Annotated in this window: 26 protein-coding genes, 1 pseudogene and 1 riboswitch; of the genes and pseudogenes, 18 read left to right on the top strand and 9 right to left on the bottom strand. The window is 37.6% G+C overall.

Annotation, left to right across the window (positions count from 1 at the left end; genetic code table 11):
- Positions 1–47 precede the first annotated feature (47 nt).
- Both BZK16_RS10835 and BZK16_RS10830 read left to right on the top strand, forming a co-directional pair.
- Positions 48–911, top strand: coding sequence for a ribonuclease D (locus BZK16_RS10835; RefSeq protein WP_077928912.1), 864 nt, complete (start codon positions 48–50; stop codon positions 909–911).
- A 14-nt stretch (positions 912–925) separates the two neighbouring features.
- The gene (locus BZK16_RS10830; protein ID WP_077928911.1) at positions 926–1,132 is read left to right on the top strand and encodes a YqaE/Pmp3 family membrane protein; all 207 of its coding nucleotides are present in this window, start codon (positions 926–928) and stop codon (positions 1,130–1,132) included.
- Here BZK16_RS10830 and BZK16_RS10825 read toward each other — a convergent pair.
- Positions 1,129–2,046, bottom strand: coding sequence for a LysR substrate-binding domain-containing protein (locus tag BZK16_RS10825; protein WP_077928910.1), 918 nt, complete (start codon positions 2,044–2,046; stop codon positions 1,129–1,131). The genes BZK16_RS10830 and BZK16_RS10825 overlap by 4 nt on opposite strands.
- Positions 2,047–2,165: 119 nt before the next feature.
- On the opposite strand from BZK16_RS10825, the gene BZK16_RS10820 reads away from it, so the two are divergent.
- The 3 genes and pseudogenes from BZK16_RS10820 to BZK16_RS10810 all read left to right on the top strand — a co-directional run bounded on the left by BZK16_RS10820 (position 2,166) and on the right by BZK16_RS10810 (position 5,607).
- Positions 2,166–3,251 (top strand): tartrate dehydrogenase, encoded by a 1,086-nt coding sequence (locus BZK16_RS10820; RefSeq protein WP_077928909.1) that lies wholly within the window; start codon positions 2,166–2,168, stop codon positions 3,249–3,251.
- A 53-nt stretch (positions 3,252–3,304) separates the two neighbouring features.
- Positions 3,305–4,613: pseudogene (locus BZK16_RS10815) on the top strand (MFS transporter).
- Between the two features lie 10 nt (positions 4,614–4,623).
- Positions 4,624–5,607 carry an asparaginase gene (locus tag BZK16_RS10810; protein WP_077928908.1) on the top strand — a complete coding sequence of 328 codons (984 nt, stop codon included), beginning with the start codon at positions 4,624–4,626 and terminating at the stop codon, positions 5,605–5,607.
- A gap of 64 nt (positions 5,608–5,671) precedes the next feature.
- Here BZK16_RS10810 and BZK16_RS10805 read toward each other — a convergent pair whose 3' ends face one another.
- Complete coding sequence (locus BZK16_RS10805; protein WP_077928907.1) at positions 5,672–6,364, bottom strand: hypothetical protein; 693 nt, start codon at positions 6,362–6,364, stop codon at positions 5,672–5,674.
- A gap of 102 nt (positions 6,365–6,466) precedes the next feature.
- Between BZK16_RS10805 and BZK16_RS10800 the strand changes: the two genes are divergently transcribed.
- Positions 6,467–6,976 (top strand): hypothetical protein, encoded by a 510-nt coding sequence (locus BZK16_RS10800; RefSeq protein ID WP_077928906.1) that lies wholly within the window; start codon positions 6,467–6,469, stop codon positions 6,974–6,976.
- An 84-nt stretch (positions 6,977–7,060) separates the two neighbouring features.
- A complete protein-coding gene (locus BZK16_RS10795; protein WP_077928905.1) occupies positions 7,061–7,249 on the top strand; it encodes a YgaP family membrane protein in 189 nt (62 codons plus the stop codon).
- A gap of 58 nt (positions 7,250–7,307) precedes the next feature.
- On the opposite strand, the gene BZK16_RS10790 is transcribed toward BZK16_RS10795, so the two are convergent.
- Both BZK16_RS10790 and prfB read right to left on the bottom strand, forming a co-directional pair.
- Positions 7,308–7,796 (bottom strand): P-loop NTPase family protein, encoded by a 489-nt coding sequence (locus BZK16_RS10790; protein ID WP_077928904.1) that lies wholly within the window; start codon positions 7,794–7,796, stop codon positions 7,308–7,310.
- 61 nt (positions 7,797–7,857) lie between these two features.
- Positions 7,858–8,953 (bottom strand): peptide chain release factor 2 gene (gene prfB, locus BZK16_RS10785; protein WP_096777519.1). Its coding sequence is split into 2 segments (ribosomal slippage): positions 7,858–8,880 and positions 8,882–8,953, totalling 1,095 coding nucleotides; the frame shifts between segments, so codons are not numbered across the junction.
- A 231-nt stretch (positions 8,954–9,184) separates the two neighbouring features.
- Here prfB and adhP point away from each other — a divergent pair.
- Positions 9,185–10,204: an alcohol dehydrogenase AdhP gene (adhP, locus tag BZK16_RS10780; RefSeq protein ID WP_077928902.1), complete on the top strand. Its 1,020-nt coding sequence runs from the start codon at positions 9,185–9,187 to the stop codon at positions 10,202–10,204.
- Between the two features lie 89 nt (positions 10,205–10,293).
- On the opposite strand, the gene BZK16_RS14630 is transcribed toward adhP, so the two are convergent.
- From BZK16_RS14630 to trxA, 3 genes are all read right to left on the bottom strand, one after another.
- Positions 10,294–10,944: a DUF4145 domain-containing protein gene (locus BZK16_RS14630; RefSeq protein ID WP_233145280.1), complete on the bottom strand. Its 651-nt coding sequence runs from the start codon at positions 10,942–10,944 to the stop codon at positions 10,294–10,296.
- 91 nt (positions 10,945–11,035) lie between these two features.
- Positions 11,036–11,542: a thiol peroxidase gene (gene tpx, locus BZK16_RS10770; RefSeq protein WP_077928901.1), complete on the bottom strand. Its 507-nt coding sequence runs from the start codon at positions 11,540–11,542 to the stop codon at positions 11,036–11,038.
- 140 nt (positions 11,543–11,682) lie between these two features.
- A complete protein-coding gene (gene trxA / locus BZK16_RS10765) occupies positions 11,683–12,006 on the bottom strand; it encodes a thioredoxin (protein WP_077928900.1) in 324 nt (107 codons plus the stop codon).
- A 170-nt stretch (positions 12,007–12,176) separates the two neighbouring features.
- On the opposite strand from trxA, the gene BZK16_RS10760 reads away from it, so the two are divergent.
- The 9 genes from BZK16_RS10760 to BZK16_RS10715 all read left to right on the top strand — a co-directional run bounded on the left by BZK16_RS10760 (position 12,177) and on the right by BZK16_RS10715 (position 19,051).
- Positions 12,177–13,667, top strand: a complete 1,491-nt coding sequence (locus BZK16_RS10760) for a DEAD/DEAH box helicase (RefSeq protein ID WP_077928899.1) — start codon at positions 12,177–12,179, stop codon at positions 13,665–13,667.
- Positions 13,668–13,922: 255 nt separating this feature from the next.
- A complete protein-coding gene (locus BZK16_RS10750) occupies positions 13,923–14,198 on the top strand; it encodes a hypothetical protein (protein ID WP_077928956.1) in 276 nt (91 codons plus the stop codon).
- Complete coding sequence (locus tag BZK16_RS10745; protein WP_077928897.1) at positions 14,195–15,382, top strand: class I SAM-dependent methyltransferase; 1,188 nt, start codon at positions 14,195–14,197, stop codon at positions 15,380–15,382. The genes BZK16_RS10750 and BZK16_RS10745 overlap by 4 nt, the downstream gene beginning before the upstream one ends.
- 15 nt (positions 15,383–15,397) lie before the next feature.
- Positions 15,398–15,898: a YcxB family protein gene (locus BZK16_RS10740; RefSeq protein WP_077928896.1), complete on the top strand. Its 501-nt coding sequence runs from the start codon at positions 15,398–15,400 to the stop codon at positions 15,896–15,898.
- Positions 15,891–16,655 (top strand): molybdenum-dependent transcriptional regulator, encoded by a 765-nt coding sequence (locus BZK16_RS10735; protein WP_077928895.1) that lies wholly within the window; start codon positions 15,891–15,893, stop codon positions 16,653–16,655. Before BZK16_RS10740 ends, BZK16_RS10735 begins: the two co-directional genes overlap by 8 nt.
- A 4-nt stretch (positions 16,656–16,659) precedes the next feature.
- Positions 16,660–17,277, top strand: coding sequence for a GDSL-type esterase/lipase family protein (locus tag BZK16_RS10730; RefSeq protein WP_077928894.1), 618 nt, complete (start codon positions 16,660–16,662; stop codon positions 17,275–17,277).
- 51 nt (positions 17,278–17,328) lie between these two features.
- Entirely contained in the window at positions 17,329–17,631 is a 303-nt protein-coding gene (locus tag BZK16_RS10725; RefSeq protein WP_077928893.1) for an ArsR/SmtB family transcription factor, read from the top strand.
- A gap of 42 nt (positions 17,632–17,673) precedes the next feature.
- Positions 17,674–17,718, top strand: a riboswitch (PreQ1 riboswitch).
- A gap of 3 nt (positions 17,719–17,721) precedes the next feature.
- Positions 17,722–18,390 carry a 7-cyano-7-deazaguanine synthase QueC gene (gene queC / locus BZK16_RS10720; RefSeq protein ID WP_077928892.1) on the top strand — a complete coding sequence of 223 codons (669 nt, stop codon included), beginning with the start codon at positions 17,722–17,724 and terminating at the stop codon, positions 18,388–18,390.
- Positions 18,383–19,051: a 7-cyano-7-deazaguanine/7-aminomethyl-7-deazaguanine transporter gene (locus BZK16_RS10715; protein ID WP_077928891.1), complete on the top strand. Its 669-nt coding sequence runs from the start codon at positions 18,383–18,385 to the stop codon at positions 19,049–19,051. The genes queC and BZK16_RS10715 overlap by 8 nt, the downstream gene beginning before the upstream one ends.
- 125 nt (positions 19,052–19,176) lie before the next feature.
- On the opposite strand, the gene BZK16_RS10710 is transcribed toward BZK16_RS10715, so the two are convergent.
- On the bottom strand, positions 19,177–20,319 hold the full coding sequence (locus BZK16_RS10710; protein ID WP_077928890.1) for a DUF6138 family protein: 1,143 nt from the start codon (positions 20,317–20,319) through the stop codon (positions 19,177–19,179).
- Between the two features lie 73 nt (positions 20,320–20,392).
- Positions 20,393–21,604, bottom strand: a complete 1,212-nt coding sequence (locus BZK16_RS10705) for a multidrug effflux MFS transporter (protein ID WP_077928889.1) — start codon at positions 21,602–21,604, stop codon at positions 20,393–20,395.
- A gap of 277 nt (positions 21,605–21,881) precedes the next feature.
- On the opposite strand from BZK16_RS10705, the gene BZK16_RS10700 reads away from it, so the two are divergent.
- On the top strand, positions 21,882–22,844 hold the full coding sequence (locus BZK16_RS10700) for a DMT family transporter (RefSeq protein ID WP_077928888.1): 963 nt from the start codon (positions 21,882–21,884) through the stop codon (positions 22,842–22,844).
- Positions 22,845–22,918: the final 74 nt, after the last annotated feature.

The raw sequence follows: 22,918 nt of genomic DNA, 5'->3' as shown, positions 1-22,918 counted from the left end.
TGAATTTACTCTATAATTTCGCCATGTTTTTAAAATAACTGGACAGCATGGCTAGAGAATATCTTTTCATCGATAGTGATGAAGCATTAAAAAACTGGTTGGCCAATCAACAAGATTTAACAGCGATAGCGGTGGATACAGAATTCATGCGTTTTCGTACTTACTTTTCAAAATTATGTTTAATACAGTTGGCAACAGATAAAGAAGCCATTTGTATCGATCCATTAGCAATCACAAATTTTGAGCCATTATTGGCGATGTTAACGCATCCAAAAATTGTGAAAATTTTCCATTCAGCAAGCCAAGATTTGGAAACTCTATATACGACTTTTAATCTGATTCCTAAGCCAGTTTTTGACACACAAATTGCAGAAACAGTTTTGGGTGCGGATCATTTGATGAGCTACCAAGATACTGTGGAAATGCGTTTAGATGTTTTATTAGAAAAAACAGAAACGCGCACAGATTGGGAAAAGCGCCCATTATCACAGAGCCAAATTGATTATGCCTACGATGATGTGACGTATTTATATGATCTTTATCTGTTAATGAAAGGGAAGATCGAAACGAAAGAAGAACAACGTATGTTTTTTGATAAAACCGAAGCCTTATATATGGTGGAAAAATATGCACCGAATCCTGAAATGGCTTGGATGAAAGTTAAAGCGCGCAAGACTTTACGCGGCAAACGTTTGCAGTTGTTGAAAATGCTCGCTAAAAAAAGGGAAGAAGTTGCTATTGAGCATGATATGCCTAAACGTTGGGTTGTGGATGATGCTGCTTTAATCAGTATGTCTAAAGATTTCAACCAAGCAACAAATGAAAAAACGTTGGTTTCATACTTTCAAAAACAGAGAATGGCTCCATATTTCCAGCCTGTGATTGATGAGTTTTTATCGAATTATAGTTAAATAAAGGAAGAGTAATGCGCTTATTATTGGCATTTTTATTGCCTTGGTTACAATTTTTCACGATCGCTCGCCCAATTGCTGGGATTGTCTGTTTAATTCTGCAATTAACAATTATTGGTTGGTTGCCTGCAATGATTTGGTCAGTTTATGCTTTATCACAATACACAACGGATCAGAAAATCAGAGATGCTCAAATGTCAGGTAGACAATTTAGAGATTAATGGCTTTGTAGGTGCTTTAAGCGTTGTGGCAGATTATTTTGTAAGAAATCAACACAGACACGTAGTTTGGCGGAATGATTAAGTCTTGTAGGATAAACTGCCCATATATCTGCATTTTGCCAATAATTGGGTAAAATTTGAATGAGATCTTTACATTTGAGTTCTTCATGAATATCCCATAAAGATCGTAACATAATGCCATGGCTATTTAAGGCCCAATATTTGACTAAATCACCATTATTTGAAGCTAACTGCCCAAATACTTTGACAGACACTTTTCCCTTTTTATTATCCAATTCCCATAGCCCAAAGGGATGATCACGCTCCTTGATTATTAAGCATTGGTGGTCGGATAGTTCATTGAGTTTCTTAGGTGTGCCATATTTTTTCAAATAATTAGGTGTAGCACATAAAATACGGCGGTTAGAGAATAATTTCCGTGCAATTAAATTAGGCGCAATATTATTGCCAATCCTGATATCTAAATCTATTTGTTCGCTGGCCAAATCTAAAATTTGATCAATAGTATCAAAACGAATTGTTAATTTTGGATATTTATTGGATAACTCGGAGATTAATGGCGCTACATGTTGCCTACCAAAGCCTAAGCTGCTGGTAATGTTTAATGATCCACTAGGCTTATTCATTTGGTTAGAAATACTTTCTACAACATTTTCTATATCTAATAAGATATCGATGCCTTTTTCATAAACTAATAGCCCGTGACTAGTAATGTTTAAGGATCTTGTTGTTCTATTAAGTAATTTTACGCCTAGACAATCTTCTAATATTTGAATTCGTTTACTAATATAGGCTGGTGACATACCTATTTCATCTGCAGCTTTTGCAAAGCTTCCATTTTTTACCACTTGAATAAATACATTTAAATCTTCAGTTTGCGGTAGATTCTTCACGATTCATGTCCTTTGTATTCATAGATGGAGGATTAGTTACAAAACAGATACAGGGTACTATATTTTTGCTCAGATAGTGAATTGAGTTAAAAGATATGCATAACAGTGAGGAAGGATATATGTCAAAGGTTTATAAGGTTGCAGCATTGGCTGGCGATGGGATTGGTAAAGAAGTAATGCCTGAAGGGTTAAAAATTTTAAATACAGTTAAAGAGAAATTCAATTTACCTATTGAAATTGACATATTCGATTGGGCGAGCTGTGATTATTATATTGAGCATCAAAAAATGATGCCAGATGATTGGTTTGAAAAATTGAAAGGTTATGATGCTATCTATTTTGGTGCAGTTGGTTGGCCTGATACTGTACCGGATCATATTTCTTTATGGGGATCATTATTGCAATTTAGGCAGAAATTTGATCAATATGTCAATCTTCGACCAGTGCGATTGTTTGAAGGTGTCACTTCGCCATTGGCTGGATTTAAAGCAGGGGATATTGATTATTATGTGGTGCGTGAAAACACTGAAGGTGAATATTCTTCAGTGGGTGGTAAAATGTTCGCAGGCACAGATCGAGAATTTGTAACACAAGAAGCAATTTTTACACGCCATGGCGTAGATCGCATTTTAAAATTTGCTTTTGAATTGGCAGAAAGCCGTCCTAGACAGTTATTAACCTCAGCAACTAAATCTAATGGTATCGCAATTAGCATGCCGTATTGGGATGAGCGAGTAGAGGTGATGGCAGAAAAATATCCTTCTGTAAAATGGGATAAACAACATATTGATATTTTATCTGCACGTTTTGTCTTACAACCTAATCGATTTGATGTTGTTGTAGCTTCCAATTTATTTGGTGATATTTTATCTGATTTAGGTCCTGCAACAACGGGCACAATTGGTTTATCAGCATCTGCTAACTTAAATCCTGATCGCAAATTCCCTTCGTTGTTTGAACCTGTACATGGTTCGGCACCTGATATTTATGGAAAGAATATTGCAAATCCAATAGCCATGATTTGGTCAGCAGCAATGATGTTGGAATTCTTTGGCCAAGAAAATGAACAGTTTAAGAAGGCTCATGATTCAATTTTACATGCGATTGAAACGATTTTAGTTCAGGGCCCAATCACAAGAGATCTAGGTGGAACTGCTTCAACAACTGAGGTAGGTTCTGCAATTAATCAGTTGATTGCAAAATAATCCATGTGTTAAAAAATAATAAAATACAGCGAATGGTATCAAAGGAGTTAGATATGGTTAAGTCACATAATAAATTTCGTTATCAAATATTTTTCTTGGTTTTGGTGGTTGCTTTAATTAACTATATTGACCGTGGTGCATTATCTTATGCTGGGTCTCAGGTTATGGGAGAGTTTGGTTTTAATAATCAAGATTGGGGAAAAATTTTAGGATATTTTGGCTATGGTTACATGTTTGGTGCATTGATTGGTGGTGCATTAGGCGATTATTGGGGACCAAAGAAGGTTTGGTTGATTGCAGGTATTGCATGGTCAATTTTTGAAGTAGGTACAGCATTTGCTGGTGAGATAGGCATGATGTTTTTTTGGTGGTTCTGCTTTAGCAGGCTTTGCAATTATGCGTGTATTATTTGGCTTCTCTGAAGGACCTGCTTATTCAATTATTAATAAAACAATTGGTAATTGGGCAACACCTAAAGAACGTGGCTTTGTTGTAGGTATTGGTTTATTAAGTACACCATTAGGAGCATTGTTAACAGCACCTGTGTCCGTTGGCTTATTAGCATTAACAGGCAGTTGGAGAGCAATGTTTATCATTTTAGGTATTGTTGGGTTAGTTGCATTATTTTTCTTAATGCGTGTATTTACGAATAGCCCTCGCGAAAGTAAATATGTATCAGAAGAAGAGTTAGCTGAAATTGAAGCAAGTCAAATAGCATCTGCAAATGCAGCTGAACAGGCTAGCCAAGAAGGCTCTAGTTTAAGATGGTTTGATTTCTTTCAAAGTCGTACATTAATTTTTAATACTGTAGGATATTTTGCATTCATTTATGTGAATTTCTTATTGTTAACTTGGACTCCAAAATTTTTGCAAGATCAGTTTAACTACAATTTGTCATCGTTATGGTATATGGGGATGGTTCCTTGGGTAGGTGCATGTTTCACAGTATTGTTAGGTGGACGTTTTTCAGATTGGTTATTCCAAAAAACTGGTAAATTAACGATTGCAAGAAGTTGGTTTGCGGCAAGTATTTTATTTTTCACAACGATCTGTTTCATCTCTGTTAATTTTGTGAGTAGTGCTGCTGCTGTGATTGCATTGATATCGATTGGTAATGCTTTAAATGCATTAGCAAATACGGTTTATTGGACGGTTGTGATTGATACCACACCTAAAGCGAAAATTGGTACATACAGTGGAATGATGCATTTCCTTTCTAATATTGGTGCGGTATTAGCACCAACATTGACGGGTTACTTAGTCAGTCAATCGGGCTATGGCGCTATGTTTACAGCAGCAGCTGTAGTGACTTGTATTGGTATGGTTGCAATGTTATTAGTGCGTCCAGGAAAATTGAAGTAAGGAATATATTATGACTACCATTAAAATTTCACTTGGCTCCTTAGGTGGCACAGTCAGTATGACTAAAGAAGCAACGGAAGCTGGTGTTAAACCGCGCTTGACTGCTACAGACTTGATTGCTTCTGTTGGGCAACCTTTGGATGGTTTAGAAATTTTTGCTGAAAATATTTTGCAAGTACCCAGTAGTTATATAACCTTTGAACATGTTTTACAATGTTATGACTGGGCAAAACAGCAAGTGAGTGAAGGTGCTGAAGGTATTGTATTAACGCAAGGCACAGATACTTTAGAAGAAACTGCGTATTTATTGGATTTACTTTGGGATTCCGATGTGCCTTTAGTCTTGATGGGAGCAATGCGATCGCCTCAACAAGCGGGTGCAGAAGGTCCTGGTAATTTATTGGCTTCACTTCTAACAGCATCTTCTGTTAATAGTTGTGGGCGTGGTGTGTTGGTTGTGATGAATAACTGGATTCATGAAGCGCGATGGGTTCAAAAAAATCACACTGCCGATGTTGATGCATTTCAATCACAAGTTGGAGTTTCTGGAACTGTCTTTGAAAGTCAGTGCCAATATTTTAAAGCACCATCCAAAAGATATGTTTTTGATAGACCTCAACAATCTATTCCTCAAGTATTTTTATGGGAATCATCGTTAAGTGATTCCGTAAAATTACTAGATATGATTGCTGCTGAGTATCAAGGTATTGTCGTGTCTGCTTTTGGTGCAGGGCATGTATCAGAAGATATGGCTAATCAATTAGGTGAGCTAGCACAAAAGCTACCTATTGTTGTTTCTTCTGCAACACTTAAAGGTTCAACTGCATCTCAAACTTATGGCTATGTTGGTGGGGAGATAGATCTTCAAAATAAAGGTATAACGATGAGTGAATGGTTGAGTCCTAAAAAAGCTAGATTGTTATTATCCGTTGTTTTGGCGAATGGTTTATCAATGGATGAGTATAAGCAGTATTTGGCAAGTCTCACGTATTAACACTTTTTTATCATGACTTAAATTTCAACAGCCCCTTAAATTTTTATGGGGCTTTTTTATTTTGCTAAATTCTCACCAATTTATATTGCGGGAAATTATGCTTAGGATTAATCACAACAAACTCATAGTTTTCAAAATCTGTTAATACTTTTTGAAACTCTACTGTGGCTTTCTCTAAGCTCCAATCTTTCGAAAAATAAAAACCATCAAAAGCAACATCATTTAAATCTGTTTTAAATTGATGAATGAATTCTGTGAATCCGCTATAAAGCAGTGCAATATCACCTTGCCAAATAATGTGGAATTTACCATCATTTTGTTGGTTAAATGTGATTTCATGATTAGCACAAGCATCATGCCCTGCAAGATAAATACTAAAAGCGAATTCTTCATCTTCTAAAGATGGTTCATCATCAATGTGAAATGTCTTTCCATTCAATGCTGAAAACTCAAAGGGATTGTCAGCATCACCCACTGGAAAACCTTGCTCATCTGACCAATGAGTCGAAGATAATATGCAGTTATGATAATTATTCCAAAGGTCTTTCGCTTGCCAGTAAGCCAAGCTTGTATGTTCATCATCTTCTGTTTCTTCATCTTCAAAATCATCAGGTTCATTGGCATCATAATCTTCGCTGATTAAGTGCAAGTCAAACCATAATTTACCCTGATCATCTAATCGACCCGACCAAACAAATTCACGTAGATTATGTGGCTCAGGATATGTGCTATCAATAAAAGTAATGGTTTGAGTCATGATTTGCTCGAAAGATTAGGATTGAGAATAGTTTGCCATTGTAACGATCCTCAATATTGATTACCATCATCGTTTTAGGGCAATATCGCAATCGGAGTAACTATGTTAAAAATCTTAGGGCTTTTAGCCATTATGGCGGCAATATCTGCGATTGTTTATAAACTCTTTTTTTCATTCAGAAAAAAGCATATTGGCTCTGGCAATATTTTTTATGTCTGTGCGAATGGCGCTTTTAATGAAGTTTTAGAGACTGAAAAAGTTCATCAAGAAAATTTGCAAATCATCACAGCGCGATCAACTGAAACAGTGAATATTATGGATGGGATGATCACACAAAATATATTGAGTCGAGATAATCATGCTCAGCATCGTATATTGATCAATGGCATGCCTGTGGGGCATTTGAAAGCAGAAACCGCACAAGCGCTCAAACAAGAGAAAGAAGAATTAGGTATTCACAGTGGTTTAATTTACTGCAAAGTAAAAATCACGAAAGCGCCAAATAATGAAATGCAGGCAACAGTGGATTTACCGCCCATTGAGCGACTAGCTAAAGTTCTATCTAGCCAATCTTTCGAACATAGTGCAGAGAAATTTTCTAAGCTGAAATAATTAAATTTTCTAATTTCCTTTGGGTTTCTTTATGATATGATAAATTTAAGTTACCTTTGGTAATTTATAAAATGAGGAGAGAAAATGAAAAAGAATATTGGTACAACTGATATGGTGGTTCGCTTCATTATTGGTCTATTCATATTGAGTTTAATTTTTTGGGGACCAAAAACATTGTGGGGTTTAGTTGGCTTGGTGCCAATCTTGGCTGGAGCCATCCGCTTTTGTCCGTTATATCCATTGTTTGGCATTAATACTTGTAAGAAAAATTAATAATAATGACTGAGTATGAAAAAGCACCTAAGGGTGCTTTTTTTATTCCTACATAATATTACTGTGGAATGTTTTGAACACATCCACCCAAATCTTTCACAACCACAACTTTGTCTGAAAGCTCAGGATACTTTTTGAAAAATTCATCTAACCTTTGATCAAAGTTTTTAGAAAACTTGAGTAGTTCTACTGTATGTGCCCATGTTTCTATAGGCTGTTTATGAGTGATTTGCGCACCAATAAAACGCTTAATTAAGCGAAAAGCACAGAGCCAATAAGGAATTTTTAAGCGAAGAATCGTGGATGATTCTTGAAAAAAGGGCAGTAAACGTTTGTCGTAAGCGCCTTCCATGATCCATTGATCCAATTGCAGGATTGCTTGAATACGTACATCCATATTTTCTTGTGAGCTTTTCACATAATGCTCATTAGATAAATCCCAATAGATATCATCAAATTCATGATTGGTGATATTCAATCTACAAGACAATTGTTGGGAGATACTTGTTTTGCCCACACCAGATGGGCCAATGATACAAATTTTCATAAGATAAGGTGGTTGAGTGGAAAGAAAAAAGCTCTTGGTTTTCAAGAGCTTTTTGTTTGGTTTATAGGCCTGATTTCAAGCTAGCTTCAATGAAGCCATCTAGATCGCCATCCAATACTGCTTGTGTGTTACCCATTTCGTAACCAGTACGAAGATCTTTAATGCGTGATTGATCCAATACATAAGAGCGGATTTGGCTACCCCAACCCACATCTGACTTAGAATCTTCTAAAGCATCAGATTTTTCACGACGCTTTTGCATTTCAAATTCATATAGCTTGGAGCGCAATTGGTTCATTGCGACTTCTTTGTTACGGTGCTGAGAACGATCATTCTGGCACTGTACAACGATATTCGTTGGCAAGTGAGTAATACGTACTGCAGATTCAGTTTTGTTAACGTGCTGTCCGCCAGCGCCCGATGCGCGATAAACGTCAATACGTAAATCAGCAGGGTTGATTTCGATTTCTACATTGTCATCAATTTCGGGTGAGATAAACACAGCGCAGAATGATGTATGGCGTTTGTTGTTAGAGTCGAAAGGTGATTTACGAACTAAGCGGTGAATCCCTGTTTCTGTTCTTAACCAACCATAAGCATGATCGCCTTCGAATTTGATTGTGGCAGATTTTAAGCCTGCAACATCGCCAGGTGATTCTTCTAGGATCTCAGTTTTGAAGCCTTTATCTTCGCCCCAGCGCAAATACATACGCATCACCATAGAAGCCCAATCTTGTGCTTCTGTACCGCCTGCGCCTGCTTGAATGTCCATAAACGCACTTGCGCTATCTAATTCGCCAGAGAACATACGACGGAATTCTAATGCTTCAACATCTTTTTCATAAGTAGCAATATCAGCTAACACTGCTTCGAGAGAATCTTCATCATTCTCCATTTCACAGAGTTCTAATAAGTCTTTCGCATCGCTTAAGTGAGCAGTCAGATCACGAATGTTGTAAACGATGTTTTCTAGAGAAGAGCGCTCTTTACCGAGCTTTTGTGCATATTCTGGATCATTCCAGATTTCAGGGCTTTCAAGTTCCATGAGAACTTCAGTTAATCGTTCTGACTTTGTATCAAAGTCAAAGATACCCCCTAAGATCGTGCAATCTTGTTAAGAGGTCATCAATTTTTTCGTAATGTAAATTGAGTTCCATTGTGTTTCCTTTCGACTGATGAAAATTTTAAGTCGGCTATTATAGCGCTAAAATTCGATGTGCTTCTATAAAAAGCTTTGATCTCCAAATTATTAGAATTAAATGGGTACTAAATTTTTGATTTATTTTTCTAATTAATAGTATGATAGATTTTGCACTGTAAATGATAATCATTATCAATATTTTAATAAAATTTTATTTTAATTGATGTAAACAATATAAGGAGCTTTTATGAAAGCAGCAGTTGTCAATCAAAATAGTGACGGTAAAGTTGAAATTAAAGAGCTAAAAGTTCGTGATCTAAAGCCTGGTGAAGCATTGGTGGATGTAGAATGTTGCGGCGTTTGCCATACTGACTTACACGTTGCAAAAGGTGATTTTGGTAAAGTGCCCGGGCGAGTGATTGGTCATGAAGGTATTGGTAAAGTTTCTAAAGTTGCGGATGGCGTAACAAGCTTGAAAGTGGGCGATCGCGTAAGTGTTGCTTGGTTCTTTGAAGGCTGCGGCGTTTGTGAATATTGTATTACAGGCAAAGAAACCTATTGCCGTAGCGTGAAAAATGCAGGTTATTCTGTGGATGGTGCAATGGCAGAGCAATGTATTGTTGCTGCTGATTATGCGGTAAAAGTACCAGATGGCTTAGATTCGTTCCAAGCAAGTAGTGTAACTTGCGCGGGTGTAACTACTTATAAAGCTGTAAAAGTTGCAGATGTGAAAGCAGGGCAATGGATCGCGATTTTTGGCGTGGGCGGTTTGGGTAACTTGGCTGTGCAATACGCTAAGAAAGTATTCAATGCCAAAGTAATTGCCGTTGATATTAATGATGATAAATTGCAGTTAGCAAAAGAAGTTGGTGCGGATTTGATTTATAACTCAGCAAAAATCAAAGATGTTGCTAAACAAATCCAAGAAGATGTTGGTGGTGCACATGCAGCGGTTGTTACGGCTGTATCAAAAGTTGCCTTCAATCAGGCTGTAGATTCACTTCGTGCAACGGGTAAAGTTATCGCAGTTGGCTTGCCATCAGAAACAATGGATTTAGCAATTGTTAAAACAGTGCTAGATGGCATTGAAGTGATTGGTAGCTTAGTTGGCACACGCCAAGATTTAACAGAAGCATTCCAATTCGCGGCAGAAGGCTTAGTTGTGCCAGTTGTGCAAAAACGTAAGTTGGCTGATGTGAATGCTATTTTTGAAGAAATGGAAGCAGGTAAAATCCAAGGCCGAATGGTTGTGGATATGAAAGCTTAATTAGCTTCTGTATTTAACTAAGAGTCTCTACAATCCCTTGCTACGCAAGGGATTTTGTTTTAGTAGTAGTTTTAAATTTTCATAGAGATTTATTCTGATGTATTTTTATCATCCCTTTTATTTATAGCATCTTGTAAATTTTTAGGGATGAGATTGTACAATGATTCAATTTCTTTTTGATTGCTAATTTTTTCTTGTATTAATAGGTTTACTAGTTTAAATAAAGCATGAACAATATCTTTATTATCTTGTAGATTTAGCCCAATTTTATCAGGATGCACAGCATTATTACCTAGCACTCTTAATGTGTCACAAGCCTGTTGCAAGTGTCGTGGTAAAATATCTTCTTTAACTAGAAAGCTGATATCTTTATCAATAGTTTTTCCTGGGCTACCTATATGAATTAAAAGGTTTTGAAGACATAATCGCAATAACGCAGCCGCTCCTCTAGGAGAATCTTTGGCAATTTTTCTCGCTTCTTCAAAATCTACTTTTATTTCTTCTGGCATATCAGGATGAGCTGGTTCTGCTGTGATAGCTGAAGGGTAAACTACGTGAAAAACATCTGGTGCTTCTCTACAATCCCAGATAGATAGCTGATCACAATGATAACAACTTAATGTAATAAAACTTTCATCATTTTCTGTATTGGTTTTTGGGTACCTTAATATTATTTTTGCATGGCTGGTATTGATAGGGATATTTGTATTGCAGGCTGGGCATAATAATTTATTAGACATAATTTTCCTTCAAGGTTTTATTATAAGTATTAAATCACGCTTAAATAAAAAAGGCAGTTTCCTGCCTTTTAAATATCTGTTTCTTAGAAAATTATAAAGATTTTGCAACTTCCAATGCTTTGTCATAATCAGGTTCGTTAGTCACTTCCTGAACATATTCAACATGGCGAATGATGTTGTTTTTATCTAACACAACGATACCGCGAGATAACAATGCTAAGCCTTCGATTTCGAAGCCATATTCAACACCAAAATCATGGGTTTGGTAATCAGACAACATGCTTTGATGGTTGATAGAGTTTTCATCTGCAAAGCGTTTTTGTGCAAATGGTAAATCCACAGAGATCGTTAGTACTGCAACATCTGCCAATGCTTTTGCTTCTTCTTCAAAACGTTTAGTTTGAATTGAGCAAACACCTGTATCGATCGATGGCACAACGGAGATGATTTTAATTTTTCCGTCAAAATTATCCAAAGTAACAGGATTCAAACCTAAATCAACTACTCTAAAGTTTGCGCCTTCTTGTCCAACAACTGCTTCTGTACCCAATAATGTGATTGGATTGCCTTTCATTGTAATGCTAGATCTTTGTGACATTGTCATCTCCTTGAGAATCGTTCAATAACGGAAAGCTTTTAGAATTATAGTTGAAAAATGATGCAATAGATATTTCGGGTATTTAAGATGCAAAAAAGGCAGGAAAACCTGCCTTTTAAATACTGTAATCTAATGAAAGATTAGATGTTTTTGTTGATGAAAGCTTCTAATGCAGCTTTAGGAATTGCACCAACTTGCGTATCAACAACTTCACCATTTTTGAAAATCATCAATGCTGGGATTGAACGGATTTGTAATTGAGTTGCGATTGCTTGGTTGTTTTGAACATCCAACTTAACAACTTTCAATTTGCCTGCAAACGTTTCAGCAGCAGCTTCAACGTGTGGGCCAATCATCTTACAAGGGCCACACCAATCAGCCCAAAAATCCACTAAAACAGGTAGATCTGATTGCAAAACTTCTGCTTCAAATGTAGCATCTGTTGCATTAACGTAATTACTCATGATAAAACTCCTTAAAATAATTTATAATAGACAATTTTAGTCTGTTATTTAAAATTCTGGTTTATTAAAACGGAATTAGTTAGAAATAACAAGCATAGTTTGTATTTAAAGTTTAAACGCTTTCAGTAAAAATTGTTTATTACACATTTCAATCAAAGGTCAAGATACACATGGCAAAACCAGAATTAAGTCACATAATGTTTAAGGATTTACCGCTTGATGAATCTTTGCAAGAAGCGTTAGAAGATAACAATTATGTGCAATGTACTCCAATTCAAGCTTTATCATTGCCACTTTTATTGGCAGGTAGAGATATAGTTGGCCAAGCGCAAACGGGCACGGGGAAAAGTGCGGCGTTCTTATTGGCAACCTTGAATCGTTTGATGACTGTTCCAGTTCAGCAAGGCAAGCGTGGGCCTTTTGCCATCATCATGGCACCAACGCGCGAATTAGCGATTCAGATTTATGAAGATGCAGAAATGTTAGGTCGTTACACAGGCTTAAAATTCAGCTGTATTTATGGCGGTACTGGTTACGAGAAGCAACGCAGTGATTTAGCATCAGATGTGGATGTAGTGATTGGTACAGTTGGCCGCATTTTAGATTTCTATAAGCAAGGTGAGTTGAATCTTAAAGAGATCGAAGTTGTCGTATTGGATGAAGCAGATCGCATGTTCGACTTGGGCTTTATTTCTGATATTCGTTACTTGTTCAAAAAAATGCCAGACGTAACAGAGCGCCAAAATCTATTTTTCTCAGCAACGTTCTCTCAGCGCGTTTTAGAATTAGCGTATGAGCACATGGATATGCCAGAAAAAGTTCAGATCGAAGCGGATAACGTAACGGCTGATAAGATCAAACAATACTTAATCCATGTAGGTTCACCTGATAAAATTTCATTGCTATTCGGTGTGTTGAAAAAAGAACAACCAGCTCGCACAATCATTTTTGTGAACACAAAACGTGCAGCGGAAGAAATCTCTAATTACTTAGCAGCAAATGATTATAAAGCTGGCGTATTATCTGGTGATATTCCACAAAATAAACGTGAACGTTTATTAGGTGATTTCAAAGATGGAAAAATTTCCATCATGGTAGCAACGGATGTTGCAGCACGTGGTTTACACATTTCTGATGTAACGCATGTCATCAACTATGATCTACCACAAGATGTGGAAGATTATGTTCACCGTATTGGCCGTACAGCGCGTGCTGGCGAAGAAGGCACTGCAATCAGCTTTGCATGTGAAGAATATGTTTACTCATTACCTGACATCGAAGAATACATTGAGATGAGAATCCCAACCATTCAGTTGGAAGATGATTTATTGGTTGAACCTAAAAAGCCAAGCAGAAATCAATCATCGAATAAACCTCGTCAAAATCAGAATCGCAATAAGCCAAGAACTGAACGTCCACAATCAACTGAACAATCAGAGAAATCTGAAAAAGCTGAGAAAGAACCTGTATTCATCGTAGAAGATGCTGTGGAAGAATCTTCAGACAATAATGAAATGGTTCAATCAGCAGAAGATAAGATCGAGCGTAAATTTGATAAGCGCCGTCGCCCACGCAATATGCACACGCGCGGTCGTAGCAAATCACATCAACGCAATAATACACAAGCACCGACAGAAAATGGAGGCAATGGTGAAGGTTAAATTTTTAACAGCTGTATTGACAGGTTTAATGGTTGTGGGTTGTGCAAATGCACCTGTACNAGAAAGAACCTGTATTCATCGTAGAAGATGCTGTGGAAGAATCTTCAGACAATAATGAAATGGTTCAATCAGCAGAAGATAAGATCGAGCGTAAATTTGATAAGCGCCGTCGCCCACGCAATATGCACACGCGCGGTCGTAGCAAATCACATCAACGCAATAATACACAAGCACCGACAGAAAATGGAGGCAATGGTGAAGGTTAAATTTTTAACAGCTGTATTGACAGGTTTAATGGTTGTGGGTTGTGCAAATGCACCTGTACCTGAAGATCAAAAATCGGCTTATACAGGCAATGGTGAAATCTCTTCTGTGATTATTCGTGAAGATAACCAACAAGAAGTTGGTGTGAAAATTGAAGAACAAGGTTATATGGTTGTGATGTTGAAAGAACCTAAAGATCTTTTCCCAGGCCAAAAAGTTCATGTGAAAAGACATGCAGGTGGTTACGGTGAGGTAACGGTTCGATGAAGGTTGAGTTAGATCTTCCTGAGCTAACAGACGATGAGCGCGCACATAGTGCGCGTTTAGCGCATTTGTTGGTTGAGAAAATCAAGGCCAATGGCTCAATCCCATTCAGCGAATACTTTGCTGAGTGCTTGTATCATCCTGAGCTGGGCTATTACACCGGTGCTTTACCTAAATTTGGCAGTTCAGGTGACTTTGTGACTGCGCCGATGATTTCACCTTATTTTTCTTATTGCTTAGCCAATCAGATCGCAGAGATTTTAGCACTGTGCGAATCGCCTTCTGTCATGGAAGTGGGGGCAGGCACAGGCGTGATGGCAACAGATATTTTAACGCAGTTAAAAGCGATCAATGCATTGCCAAAGCATTATTATATCCTAGAAATTTCACCAGTTTTGCGTGAAAGACAGCGTGAAAGTATTGCCAAAACACATCCTGATTTGATTGACCGTGTGATTTGGTTGAATGAGCCACCGAAAGAAGCATGGCAAGGTTGCATCATTGGCAATGAAATTGTGGATGCATTGCCTGTGGAACGCTTTACGATTCAAAATGGCGAAGCGTATTATGCAGATGTTGGTTATGATGAAAAATCTGAACAGTTCATCACAGTTGCACATCGCCAAGATGAGCAATTAACAGAGTTTATGGCACAATTGGCGGAAGAAAATATCACATTGCCCGATGGCTATTTGAGTGAAGTTTGCCCGATGGTGAAAAATTGGTTGGCTAATCTCACTCAAACACTCACAAAAGGTGCTGTATTGATGATTGACTATGGTTATAGTCGTCAGCAATATTATATGCAAGAGCGTGTAGAAGGCACGTTGATCGCTCACTTTAAACATCGTGTGCACAACAGTTGGGAATTATTCCAAGGCTTGCAGGATTTGACTGCGAATGTGGATTTCACATTGTTGGCAGAAGCAGGTTTAGAAGCTGATTTAGATTTCTTAGGTTATACATCCCAAGCTTATTTCTTATACGGTAATGGTTTGGAAGCGATGCTTACAGAAGCTAAAGAGCAAATCAGTGATGAAATGGCATGGTATAAAATCGCGCAGGCGATCCAAATACTCGTTTTACCAGCCGAAATGGGTGAACGCTTTAAGGTATTAGCTTTGGGTAAGAATATCGCAATAGAACCGCAAGGATTTACGTTGTACGATATGAGTCAGCAATTATAACTCGAGGAAAATAGGATGCAGATTAAAGTTGCCTATATTGCAACGTTGGAAGAATACTATCATGCAGATGAGGCTTTCCGTCAGGCTTTGAATAAAGGCTCAGTAGATTTATATGTGCAGATTGCTTTATGGCTCATTGCGATTGCTTTCATGGCAATTGGTCAGTTTTTTTTAGGTGGAACCATTGCTGTGATTGCGTTCATTTTGCATCAAGGTTATGCAAAACGTTGGATTGTGCGTCGTAACTTTTATAAAATGGTGAATGCAGGAGAGCTGGAAACGCTGACTTTCTCTGAAGAAAAAATTATCTATGAATGTGGCATGGTTGCCGAAGTAATTACATGGGATGATTACGCAGCTTATTTAGAAACAGACGAGTTATTCATAGTATTTTATGATTCATCAGATCATTATATGATCATTCCTAAACGAGCCCTAAAAGATGATGCAGAGATTGACCAATTGCGCCAGTTGTGTGTTCGTCAATTAGCAGATTATGAGGTGACAAATGTTTAACTTTGAAGGTGATCTCCGGTTAACAGCGGAAGGTGTTCATTTTGGTAACCCACAACAGATTAAATTATTGAAAGAGATCCAAAATACAGGTTCTATTACTCATGCAGCGAAAGCTGTGCCAATGAGCTATAAGGCTGCTTGGGATGCCATCAATAAAATGAATAATCTATCGGATGAACCTTTGGTTGTTCGTGTTACTGGCGGCAAGGGCGGTGGTGGCACATGTTTAACGGAGCGTGGCTTACAATTAGTTAAACATTTTGATTTAATCCAAGAAGCTCATTCAGCATTTTTGAAAAGTATGAGCCAATATTCTCAAAGTTTTGCAGTAGATATTAACTTGTTACAGCAGTTACGCTTTCAAACGAGTGCGCGCAATCAGTTATCAGGCAAAGTTGTGAAAATTGAATCATTTGGGATTCATGATGATATCTATTTTGACATTGGTGCAGAGAATATTCTAAAAGCAACCATCACTGATGAAAGTACAAAGCTACTAGAGATTGAGGAAAATGGCCGTTTCATTTTGCTCATCAAAGCGCCAAATGTAGATGTTGTACCAAATACAACAGAGAACTGCATTTTAGGCGAAGTCATTTCTCATAAATCAGATAAAGATGGCTGTGAAGTAACATTGAAAGTAGGTAATCAAACAGTTGTTTCCAGTAACATTTATGCAGATGTTAAGGCATTGAATGAAGGCGATTCAGTAGGAATTAGAATTGATCCTAAAAATATCATTTTAGTGAAGGTATAAATCAATGAGATATCTTTGGGTATTGTTATTAAGCTTTGTTGTGATGGCTTGTGGTGATAAACCACAGAAATATAATCGTTTATCATCAGGTGCAACGGTATTAGCATTTGGGGATAGCGTGACATTTGGCTATGGCGTTGATCCCAAAGATTCCTACCCTACAATTTTGGCAGAATTATCCTATTGGAATGTGATCAATGCTGGAATTAGTGGCGAACGTGCTGATCAAGCTAAATCACGCATTGATGGTGTTTTGGCAGAGTATAATCCAAAGTTAGTGATCATCGAATTGGGTGGCAATGATTTTTTGCAAAGACGCAATGCTAAAGCTGTTAAGGAAGATTTAAGAGCCATCATTCAAAGCGTGAAAGCTCATGGTTCGATTCCTGTATTGGTTGCCGTACCTGCATTGTCACCAGTTGCAGCGATTACAGGAAAGCCAAGCGATGCTGATATTTATAAGGAACTTGCGAAAGAAGAGAAAATTAATCTTATTCCAAACGTATTTTCAGATATTTTAGGGCAAGAGAATTTAAAGCAAGATCATGTTCACCCAAATCAAGCAGGCTATAGAGTTTTAGCTGAAGGCATTTATCAAGCTTTGAGTAAGATGGGTTTGTAATGATTGAGCGATTTTTTGACTATGTAAACAGTTAATATTATGATAATCGCCATGGATACCGTTGAAATTTTCAAAGCCCTCGCAAATGATAAACGTTTAGAGATTTTGCAATGGCTTAAAGAGCCAGAGAAACACTTTGATACTAGCAATGAGAAATTAATGCTCAGAGGCGGTGTTTGTGTGGGCGATATCCAAACAAAATCAGGTTTGTCCCAATCTACGATTTCCCAATATTTATCCATGATGCAAAAGGCAGAATTATTAGAATCTGTGCGTAATGGGAAATGGACATATTATCGCCGCAATGAAGAAACCCTTGCCAAACTTGCGAGTTTTATTGGTCAAAATCTTTGATCTACTAAAAAACTTGATGTTATTAGAAAGCACGTTAGAATAGCATCCGTGGTTCGAAAACCTCCCACTTTAAAAAACTAAGGAATTAATATGCTTTCTTCAAAAAAGGCATTGGTGATCTTTTCTGGCGGACAAGATTCCACCACATGCTTATTGCAAGCCATTCGAAATTATGGCATGCAGAATGTTTCTACGATTACTTTTCAGTATGGCCAGCGCCATGCAATTGAGTTGGATAAATCTAAACTCATTGCTGAAAAGTTAGGTGTTTCCCAAACTTTTATTGATACTTCTGTGATTAAAACTGTAACGCACAGTGCGTTAACGGATGATTCTGTCACGATTATACATAATGATGGTGAACCTTATCCCAACAGCATTGTGGAAGGGCGCAATGCGCTATTTCTACTATTGGCAGGTTGTCACGCCAAGGAAAATGGCATTACAGATATCATCATTGGCGTATGTGAAACAGATTTCAGTGGCTATCCCGATTGTCGTGATGTGTTCATTAAATCCATGAATGTGACGCTGAATTTAGCGATGGATTATAAATTCAATCTCATCACGCCCTTAATGTATTTAACCAAAGCTGAAACATGGGCATTGGCAGATCAAATGGGGCAGTTAGAGTTTATTCAAGAATATACACACACTTGTTATGAAGGCGTGGAAGGCGGTTGTGGGCAGTGCCCAAGTTGCCAATTGCGCGAACAAGGGTTAGCGACATATTTAGCAGAAAGGGAACATCATGTATAGTTTTACACACGAACAACGCCACCGTGCTTTGTATCAGTTATCGTTTTTTCATATTTTAATCATTGCATCCAGTAACTATTTGGTGCAGTTGCCATTTACGATTTTTGGCTTTCACACAACATGGGGCGCTTTCACATTTCCATTCATCTTTTTAACCACAGATTTAACGATCCGCGTATTTGGGGCATCCCTTGCACGTAAGATCATTTTTGTAGTGATGATGCCAGCGTTATTAATCTCGTATGTTTTATCCGTTGTATTTTTTAAAGGGCAATGGATGGGCTTGAGTGAACTTTCTCAATTCAACATGTTTGTGGCACGTATTGCATTGGCAAGTTTTGCTGCTTATTTAGTTGGGCAGTTGATGGATATTACTGTGTTCAGTTATTTGCGCCGTCAACAAAAATGGTGGGTTGCGCCAAGTGCTGCTGCGGTTGCAGGTAACTTGATTGATACGATTGTGTTCTTCAGCGTTGCATTTTATATGAGTGAAGATCCATTTATGGCGGCAAATTGGCAAGAAATCGCAATGGTGGATTATGCGTTTAAGATCATCATTTGTGCGCTATTTTTCTTGCCGTTGTATGGTGTTTTGCTGAATTACATCTTGAAGAAAATGGCAACGGATCATAAAGATCAGAGCCATTTAAATATGGCTTAAACTTGTTGAAATATCTCGCCTTTTGGCGAGATATTTGTTTGTGGCTAATTAAAATTACTACAAGAACAATCCTATATCGTTCCCAATAATACTATTTTTGTGCCTAGCTCCCATAGGGAACAAAGTTAATAGTTAATATTGTTAAATTCTGTTTGATTGTAGGTTGTATAAAGCACGCTATCCCACATATAAGCCAATAATTCATTGATCTCTTCATCCGTTTCGAGATCCATATCTTCCCAATCTTCATCTGTAAAATAATAATCACGCATATTCTGTCGACTATCTTCTAGTAATGCTTTAGCTTCGTCTGTTGAAAAGAGCTCTGCAAAGAGTGGGAAATGCTCATGTTCCTGCATGGATAAAATGCACTGAATATAAACGCGAATGCTCTTTTTAGTTACGCCATATTTTTCCATAAATACAGGCGTAAAGAGCGTTTGAATGCATTGATGCTCATCATCAGAATTTTTGAAATAACGAAGCGTGAGATCAAAATATTGTTCATCCAATAACGCTAAGGCAAACACAGCAAATGTGGATGGCATCGCACAAGGATCTTCCAATTCAGGATTGTTATAACTGTGCCATTTATGCTGTGCTAATTGGATATATTCCACCATCAAAGGATGTAACGCTGGGTATTTTATGGCTTCTGCAAATAATTGATGGGGCGCACAAATCGGTAGATCTTCAATTGGTAATATTGTAAATTCTACACCTGATTCAACCTCAAAAGTGAGCTGATAGCTTTTAGGGAATTCTTTCGTAGCTAATAGCTGATTAATTGCTGTTAATGCAGTTTTTAAAGCTTCTTCATCTGTTTGATGGAAGATAATGTGAATGGTGGCAAAGTACTCATTGTATTGAAAAGTGATCTGTTCATTTTGAGCTGTATTATCAACTTTCAAAGTTTCATAAAATTCAGGTGATAACTTTTGAATGATGCCATACAAACGATTGGCTGTGACTTGATCATAGCTTGCACCATATTTCATGTGGCACAGTGCCAAATAAGCCAAGGCTTTTAGAATATCTGCTTGAATGGGAGAAAGTTCCTCATTCAATGTAGTTTGCACTGCTTGATCAAAAGATTTCAGCATTGGAAAGTGCTGAATTGCAACGCTTTCTACGGCTTTAGTGAATGGATAACGATACTTCTCAAAATTCTCAGCAGGATTAAAGGATTCACATAATGAATGAATACTTGAATAGCTAAATTCATTGTGATCAAAATACTCTAAAACGAGCGCACGATAGTCTTGCATGTAAATCCTTGAGGAAAATAGAGGAATGTGGCAGGTTACTCCATTGGCTCAATTTGAGCAATTTTCTTGTGTACTAGCTATTATGTGTTGTTGTGCTCACTTCTCTCCAAGGCTGATAGAGAGTTAAATAAGCAATCACCGCTAAGATGCCTGAAATGCCCATGACTGGCACTAACATCTCTTGATGATGGGTGACGATTAAACTTGCGATTGCGCCCACAAAGAATTGTGTGGAAGAATTCAGTGCCATTGCCGCGCCAGCACGATGGTAATTGAGTTCAATAATTTGCGAGACAATATTATTACCAATAAAGCCAGAAACACACATCAGCAAGAATGTAGAAACAAAGAAGCCAATCAAAGAATGATCACCGATCACCAGCATCACAATACCGGAAAGGCTCATCCAACCTAATCCAAATATTACCAATGTAATCACATTAAAACGGCGCAAACAGAAAATGTTTAAGAGCGCGCTCACAATTACACCCACAATATTTAGCCCAAAAATAATACTAAAATGGAGCTCTGAAATGCCGTACTTTGCTTGATAGAGATAGGATGATCCTGTGAGATACGCAAATGTAATACCGGAAGGAAACGCACAGCCAAGCATCGCACCTAATGAACGACGATCTTTTAAGATTAAAAAGTAATTATTAAATGTTTCACACAACGTAATATTGGGGCGATCTTCTTTCTGATAAGTTTCTGGCAAAAAGAAAAAGGTGAGAAAAAATGCCATAGAGCCAAAAAAGGTTAATGCCCAAAAGAGTGCGCGCCAGCTATTAAAAATATAGAGCAACATTACGCCAACTAATGGTGCGAGCAAAGGTGCAATCATCATAATCACCTGCACAACTGACATCATTACCGCCACTTGCTTGCCTTTAAAGACATCTCGGATCACTGCTCGTCCGACAACCATACACGCACCTGCACCAATTGCTTGTACTAATCGTAACGCTTGCAATCCTTCAATATTGGCAATAAACGTACTCGCAATACTCGTTAAGGAATAGATTGTTGCACCAATTAAGATAATGTTTCGGCGACCATATTTATCCGACAACGGCCCATAAAACATCATGCCAATGCAAAGTCCTACCAAAAAGAGCGTTAAGGTCTTTTTTACTTCGGAATCTGTCGTTCCTAATCCTTCCTGAATTTGTAAAAATGCCGGCAAATAGAGATCTATCGACATTGGTGCAAATGCGCCCATCAGAGTAATAATAATCACCAACAACGGCGCATTGGGGAGTTTTTTAGGAGTAAACAAAGTCATAAGATTGAAGTGCCATTTATTAAAGATCGGTTGAGTTGCTAGTTTTTATCAGCGTGAAGATCAAAATAAAAATGAAAAATTATAGCATAACTATTCCTATCCCCATTCTTGCGCTCGATAGCAGTCATTACGGCTTAAGTAACTTGGCAATATAATATGTATGAGTTATTAAACAAAATCAGAATAAAATAATAAATAAAGTATGATGAATTAATCATAATCTGCTAATTAGTAGTGTGGGGATATACTAACTACGAAAAATAGAGAAGGAGAAGATGTGGTTAATCGAGAAAATCTAGGATTCATTGCGCTACTATTAGTAGCGACTTTCTGTATGGGATCATCATTTCCCACAGGAAAGTTCTTAATTTCAACAGAATCATTACCACCATTTTTCTTAGGTGGCGTTCGTTTTGTGGTGGCCGGCATGATTGTTTTAGCCATTTGTCGCTATAAATATGGTTTAGCTGGCGTGATTCCAACATTCCGAGACTCGATGTTCTTTGGCTTCTTGAATGTTACCATTGTGGGGATATTACAAACAGCAGCTGCCATGGGATTTTTAAATCTAGCATTGATGCGTATTGATTCTGCATTAGCATCAGTTCTATTCTTTACGAATCCTTTATGGGTTTTGATTTTGGCACATTTCACTAAAATGGAGAAAATGACAATGAAGCGTTTGATTGGCTTATTGCTCGGCATTTTTGGTGTGATTTTGTGCTTAAAATTAGGTAAAGGCGGCAGTTATTTGGGGATGATGTTTGCATTGTTGGGTGCATTGAGCTGGGCATTATGCACGATCTCTGTACGAAGCTTTTGTAGAATTGATAGCACGCCATTTAGTTTGGCAGGTTGGCAGATGTTGATGGGCGGTTTCATATTGTCTGTGATTTCGCTTTCTTCATCAGAATCGTATGATTGGGCACAATTGAGTGGTTTAGGTTGGTTTAACTTGATTTGGTTAATCATACCTGCATCGATTGGCTCATTTTCATTATGGTTTATGGCATTACAAAAAGGCGGTGTTTCTCAAACTTCTTCATTCCTGTTTTTAGTGCCAATGTTTGCGACAGTGTTTGCCATTATTTTCTTGGGCGAAGCATTAACATTAAAATTTTTCTTAGGCTGTTTGTTTATCTTTTTGGCGATCTATTTAGTGAACCAATCTTCAAAATCCAGACAAAAAGAAAGAGAAAACAAAACGTCTTCTCTGATCGGAGAAATGATCAAAGACTAGCTTTAATCATGGTGAGAATAGGGCGCATCCCAATCAGCAAGGGTATCACATCTCAGATTAAAAAGATGGGACGA

The organism is Wohlfahrtiimonas populi (assembly GCF_002006795.1).
In the GTDB taxonomy this organism is placed as follows: Bacteria; Pseudomonadota; Gammaproteobacteria; order Cardiobacteriales; family Wohlfahrtiimonadaceae; genus Wohlfahrtiimonas; species Wohlfahrtiimonas populi.
This window is presented reverse-complemented; position numbering and strand designations above follow the sequence as displayed.

Coding starts and splice junctions, on each gene's coding strand:
- BZK16_RS10735 (WP_077928895.1), top strand. CDS start 15,891: ATGTTTAACTTTGAAGGTGATCTCCGGTTAACAGCGGAAGGTGTTCAT.
- BZK16_RS10810 (WP_077928908.1), top strand. CDS start 4,624: ATGACTACCATTAAAATTTCACTTGGCTCCTTAGGTGGCACAGTCAGT.
- tpx (WP_077928901.1), bottom strand. CDS start 11,542: ATGTCACAAAGATCTAGCATTACAATGAAAGGCAATCCAATCACATTA.
- BZK16_RS10800 (WP_077928906.1), top strand. CDS start 6,467: ATGTTAAAAATCTTAGGGCTTTTAGCCATTATGGCGGCAATATCTGCG.
- BZK16_RS10745 (WP_077928897.1), top strand. CDS start 14,195: ATGAAGGTTGAGTTAGATCTTCCTGAGCTAACAGACGATGAGCGCGCA.
- BZK16_RS10820 (WP_077928909.1), top strand. CDS start 2,166: ATGTCAAAGGTTTATAAGGTTGCAGCATTGGCTGGCGATGGGATTGGT.
- BZK16_RS10730 (WP_077928894.1), top strand. CDS start 16,660: ATGAGATATCTTTGGGTATTGTTATTAAGCTTTGTTGTGATGGCTTGT.
- BZK16_RS10835 (WP_077928912.1), top strand. CDS start 48: ATGGCTAGAGAATATCTTTTCATCGATAGTGATGAAGCATTAAAAAAC.
- BZK16_RS10715 (WP_077928891.1), top strand. CDS start 18,383: ATGTATAGTTTTACACACGAACAACGCCACCGTGCTTTGTATCAGTTA.
- adhP (WP_077928902.1), top strand. CDS start 9,185: ATGAAAGCAGCAGTTGTCAATCAAAATAGTGACGGTAAAGTTGAAATT.
- BZK16_RS10830 (WP_077928911.1), top strand. CDS start 926: ATGCGCTTATTATTGGCATTTTTATTGCCTTGGTTACAATTTTTCACG.
- BZK16_RS10710 (WP_077928890.1), bottom strand. CDS start 20,319: ATGCAAGACTATCGTGCGCTCGTTTTAGAGTATTTTGATCACAATGAA.
- BZK16_RS10705 (WP_077928889.1), bottom strand. CDS start 21,604: ATGACTTTGTTTACTCCTAAAAAACTCCCCAATGCGCCGTTGTTGGTG.
- BZK16_RS10805 (WP_077928907.1), bottom strand. CDS start 6,364: ATGACTCAAACCATTACTTTTATTGATAGCACATATCCTGAGCCACAT.
- queC (WP_077928892.1), top strand. CDS start 17,722: ATGCTTTCTTCAAAAAAGGCATTGGTGATCTTTTCTGGCGGACAAGAT.
- BZK16_RS10790 (WP_077928904.1), bottom strand. CDS start 7,796: ATGAAAATTTGTATCATTGGCCCATCTGGTGTGGGCAAAACAAGTATC.
- BZK16_RS10760 (WP_077928899.1), top strand. CDS start 12,177: ATGGCAAAACCAGAATTAAGTCACATAATGTTTAAGGATTTACCGCTT.
- BZK16_RS10740 (WP_077928896.1), top strand. CDS start 15,398: ATGCAGATTAAAGTTGCCTATATTGCAACGTTGGAAGAATACTATCAT.
- BZK16_RS10795 (WP_077928905.1), top strand. CDS start 7,061: ATGAAAAAGAATATTGGTACAACTGATATGGTGGTTCGCTTCATTATT.
- BZK16_RS10725 (WP_077928893.1), top strand. CDS start 17,329: ATGGATACCGTTGAAATTTTCAAAGCCCTCGCAAATGATAAACGTTTA.
- BZK16_RS14630 (WP_233145280.1), bottom strand. CDS start 10,944: ATGTCTAATAAATTATTATGCCCAGCCTGCAATACAAATATCCCTATC.
- trxA (WP_077928900.1), bottom strand. CDS start 12,006: ATGAGTAATTACGTTAATGCAACAGATGCTACATTTGAAGCAGAAGTT.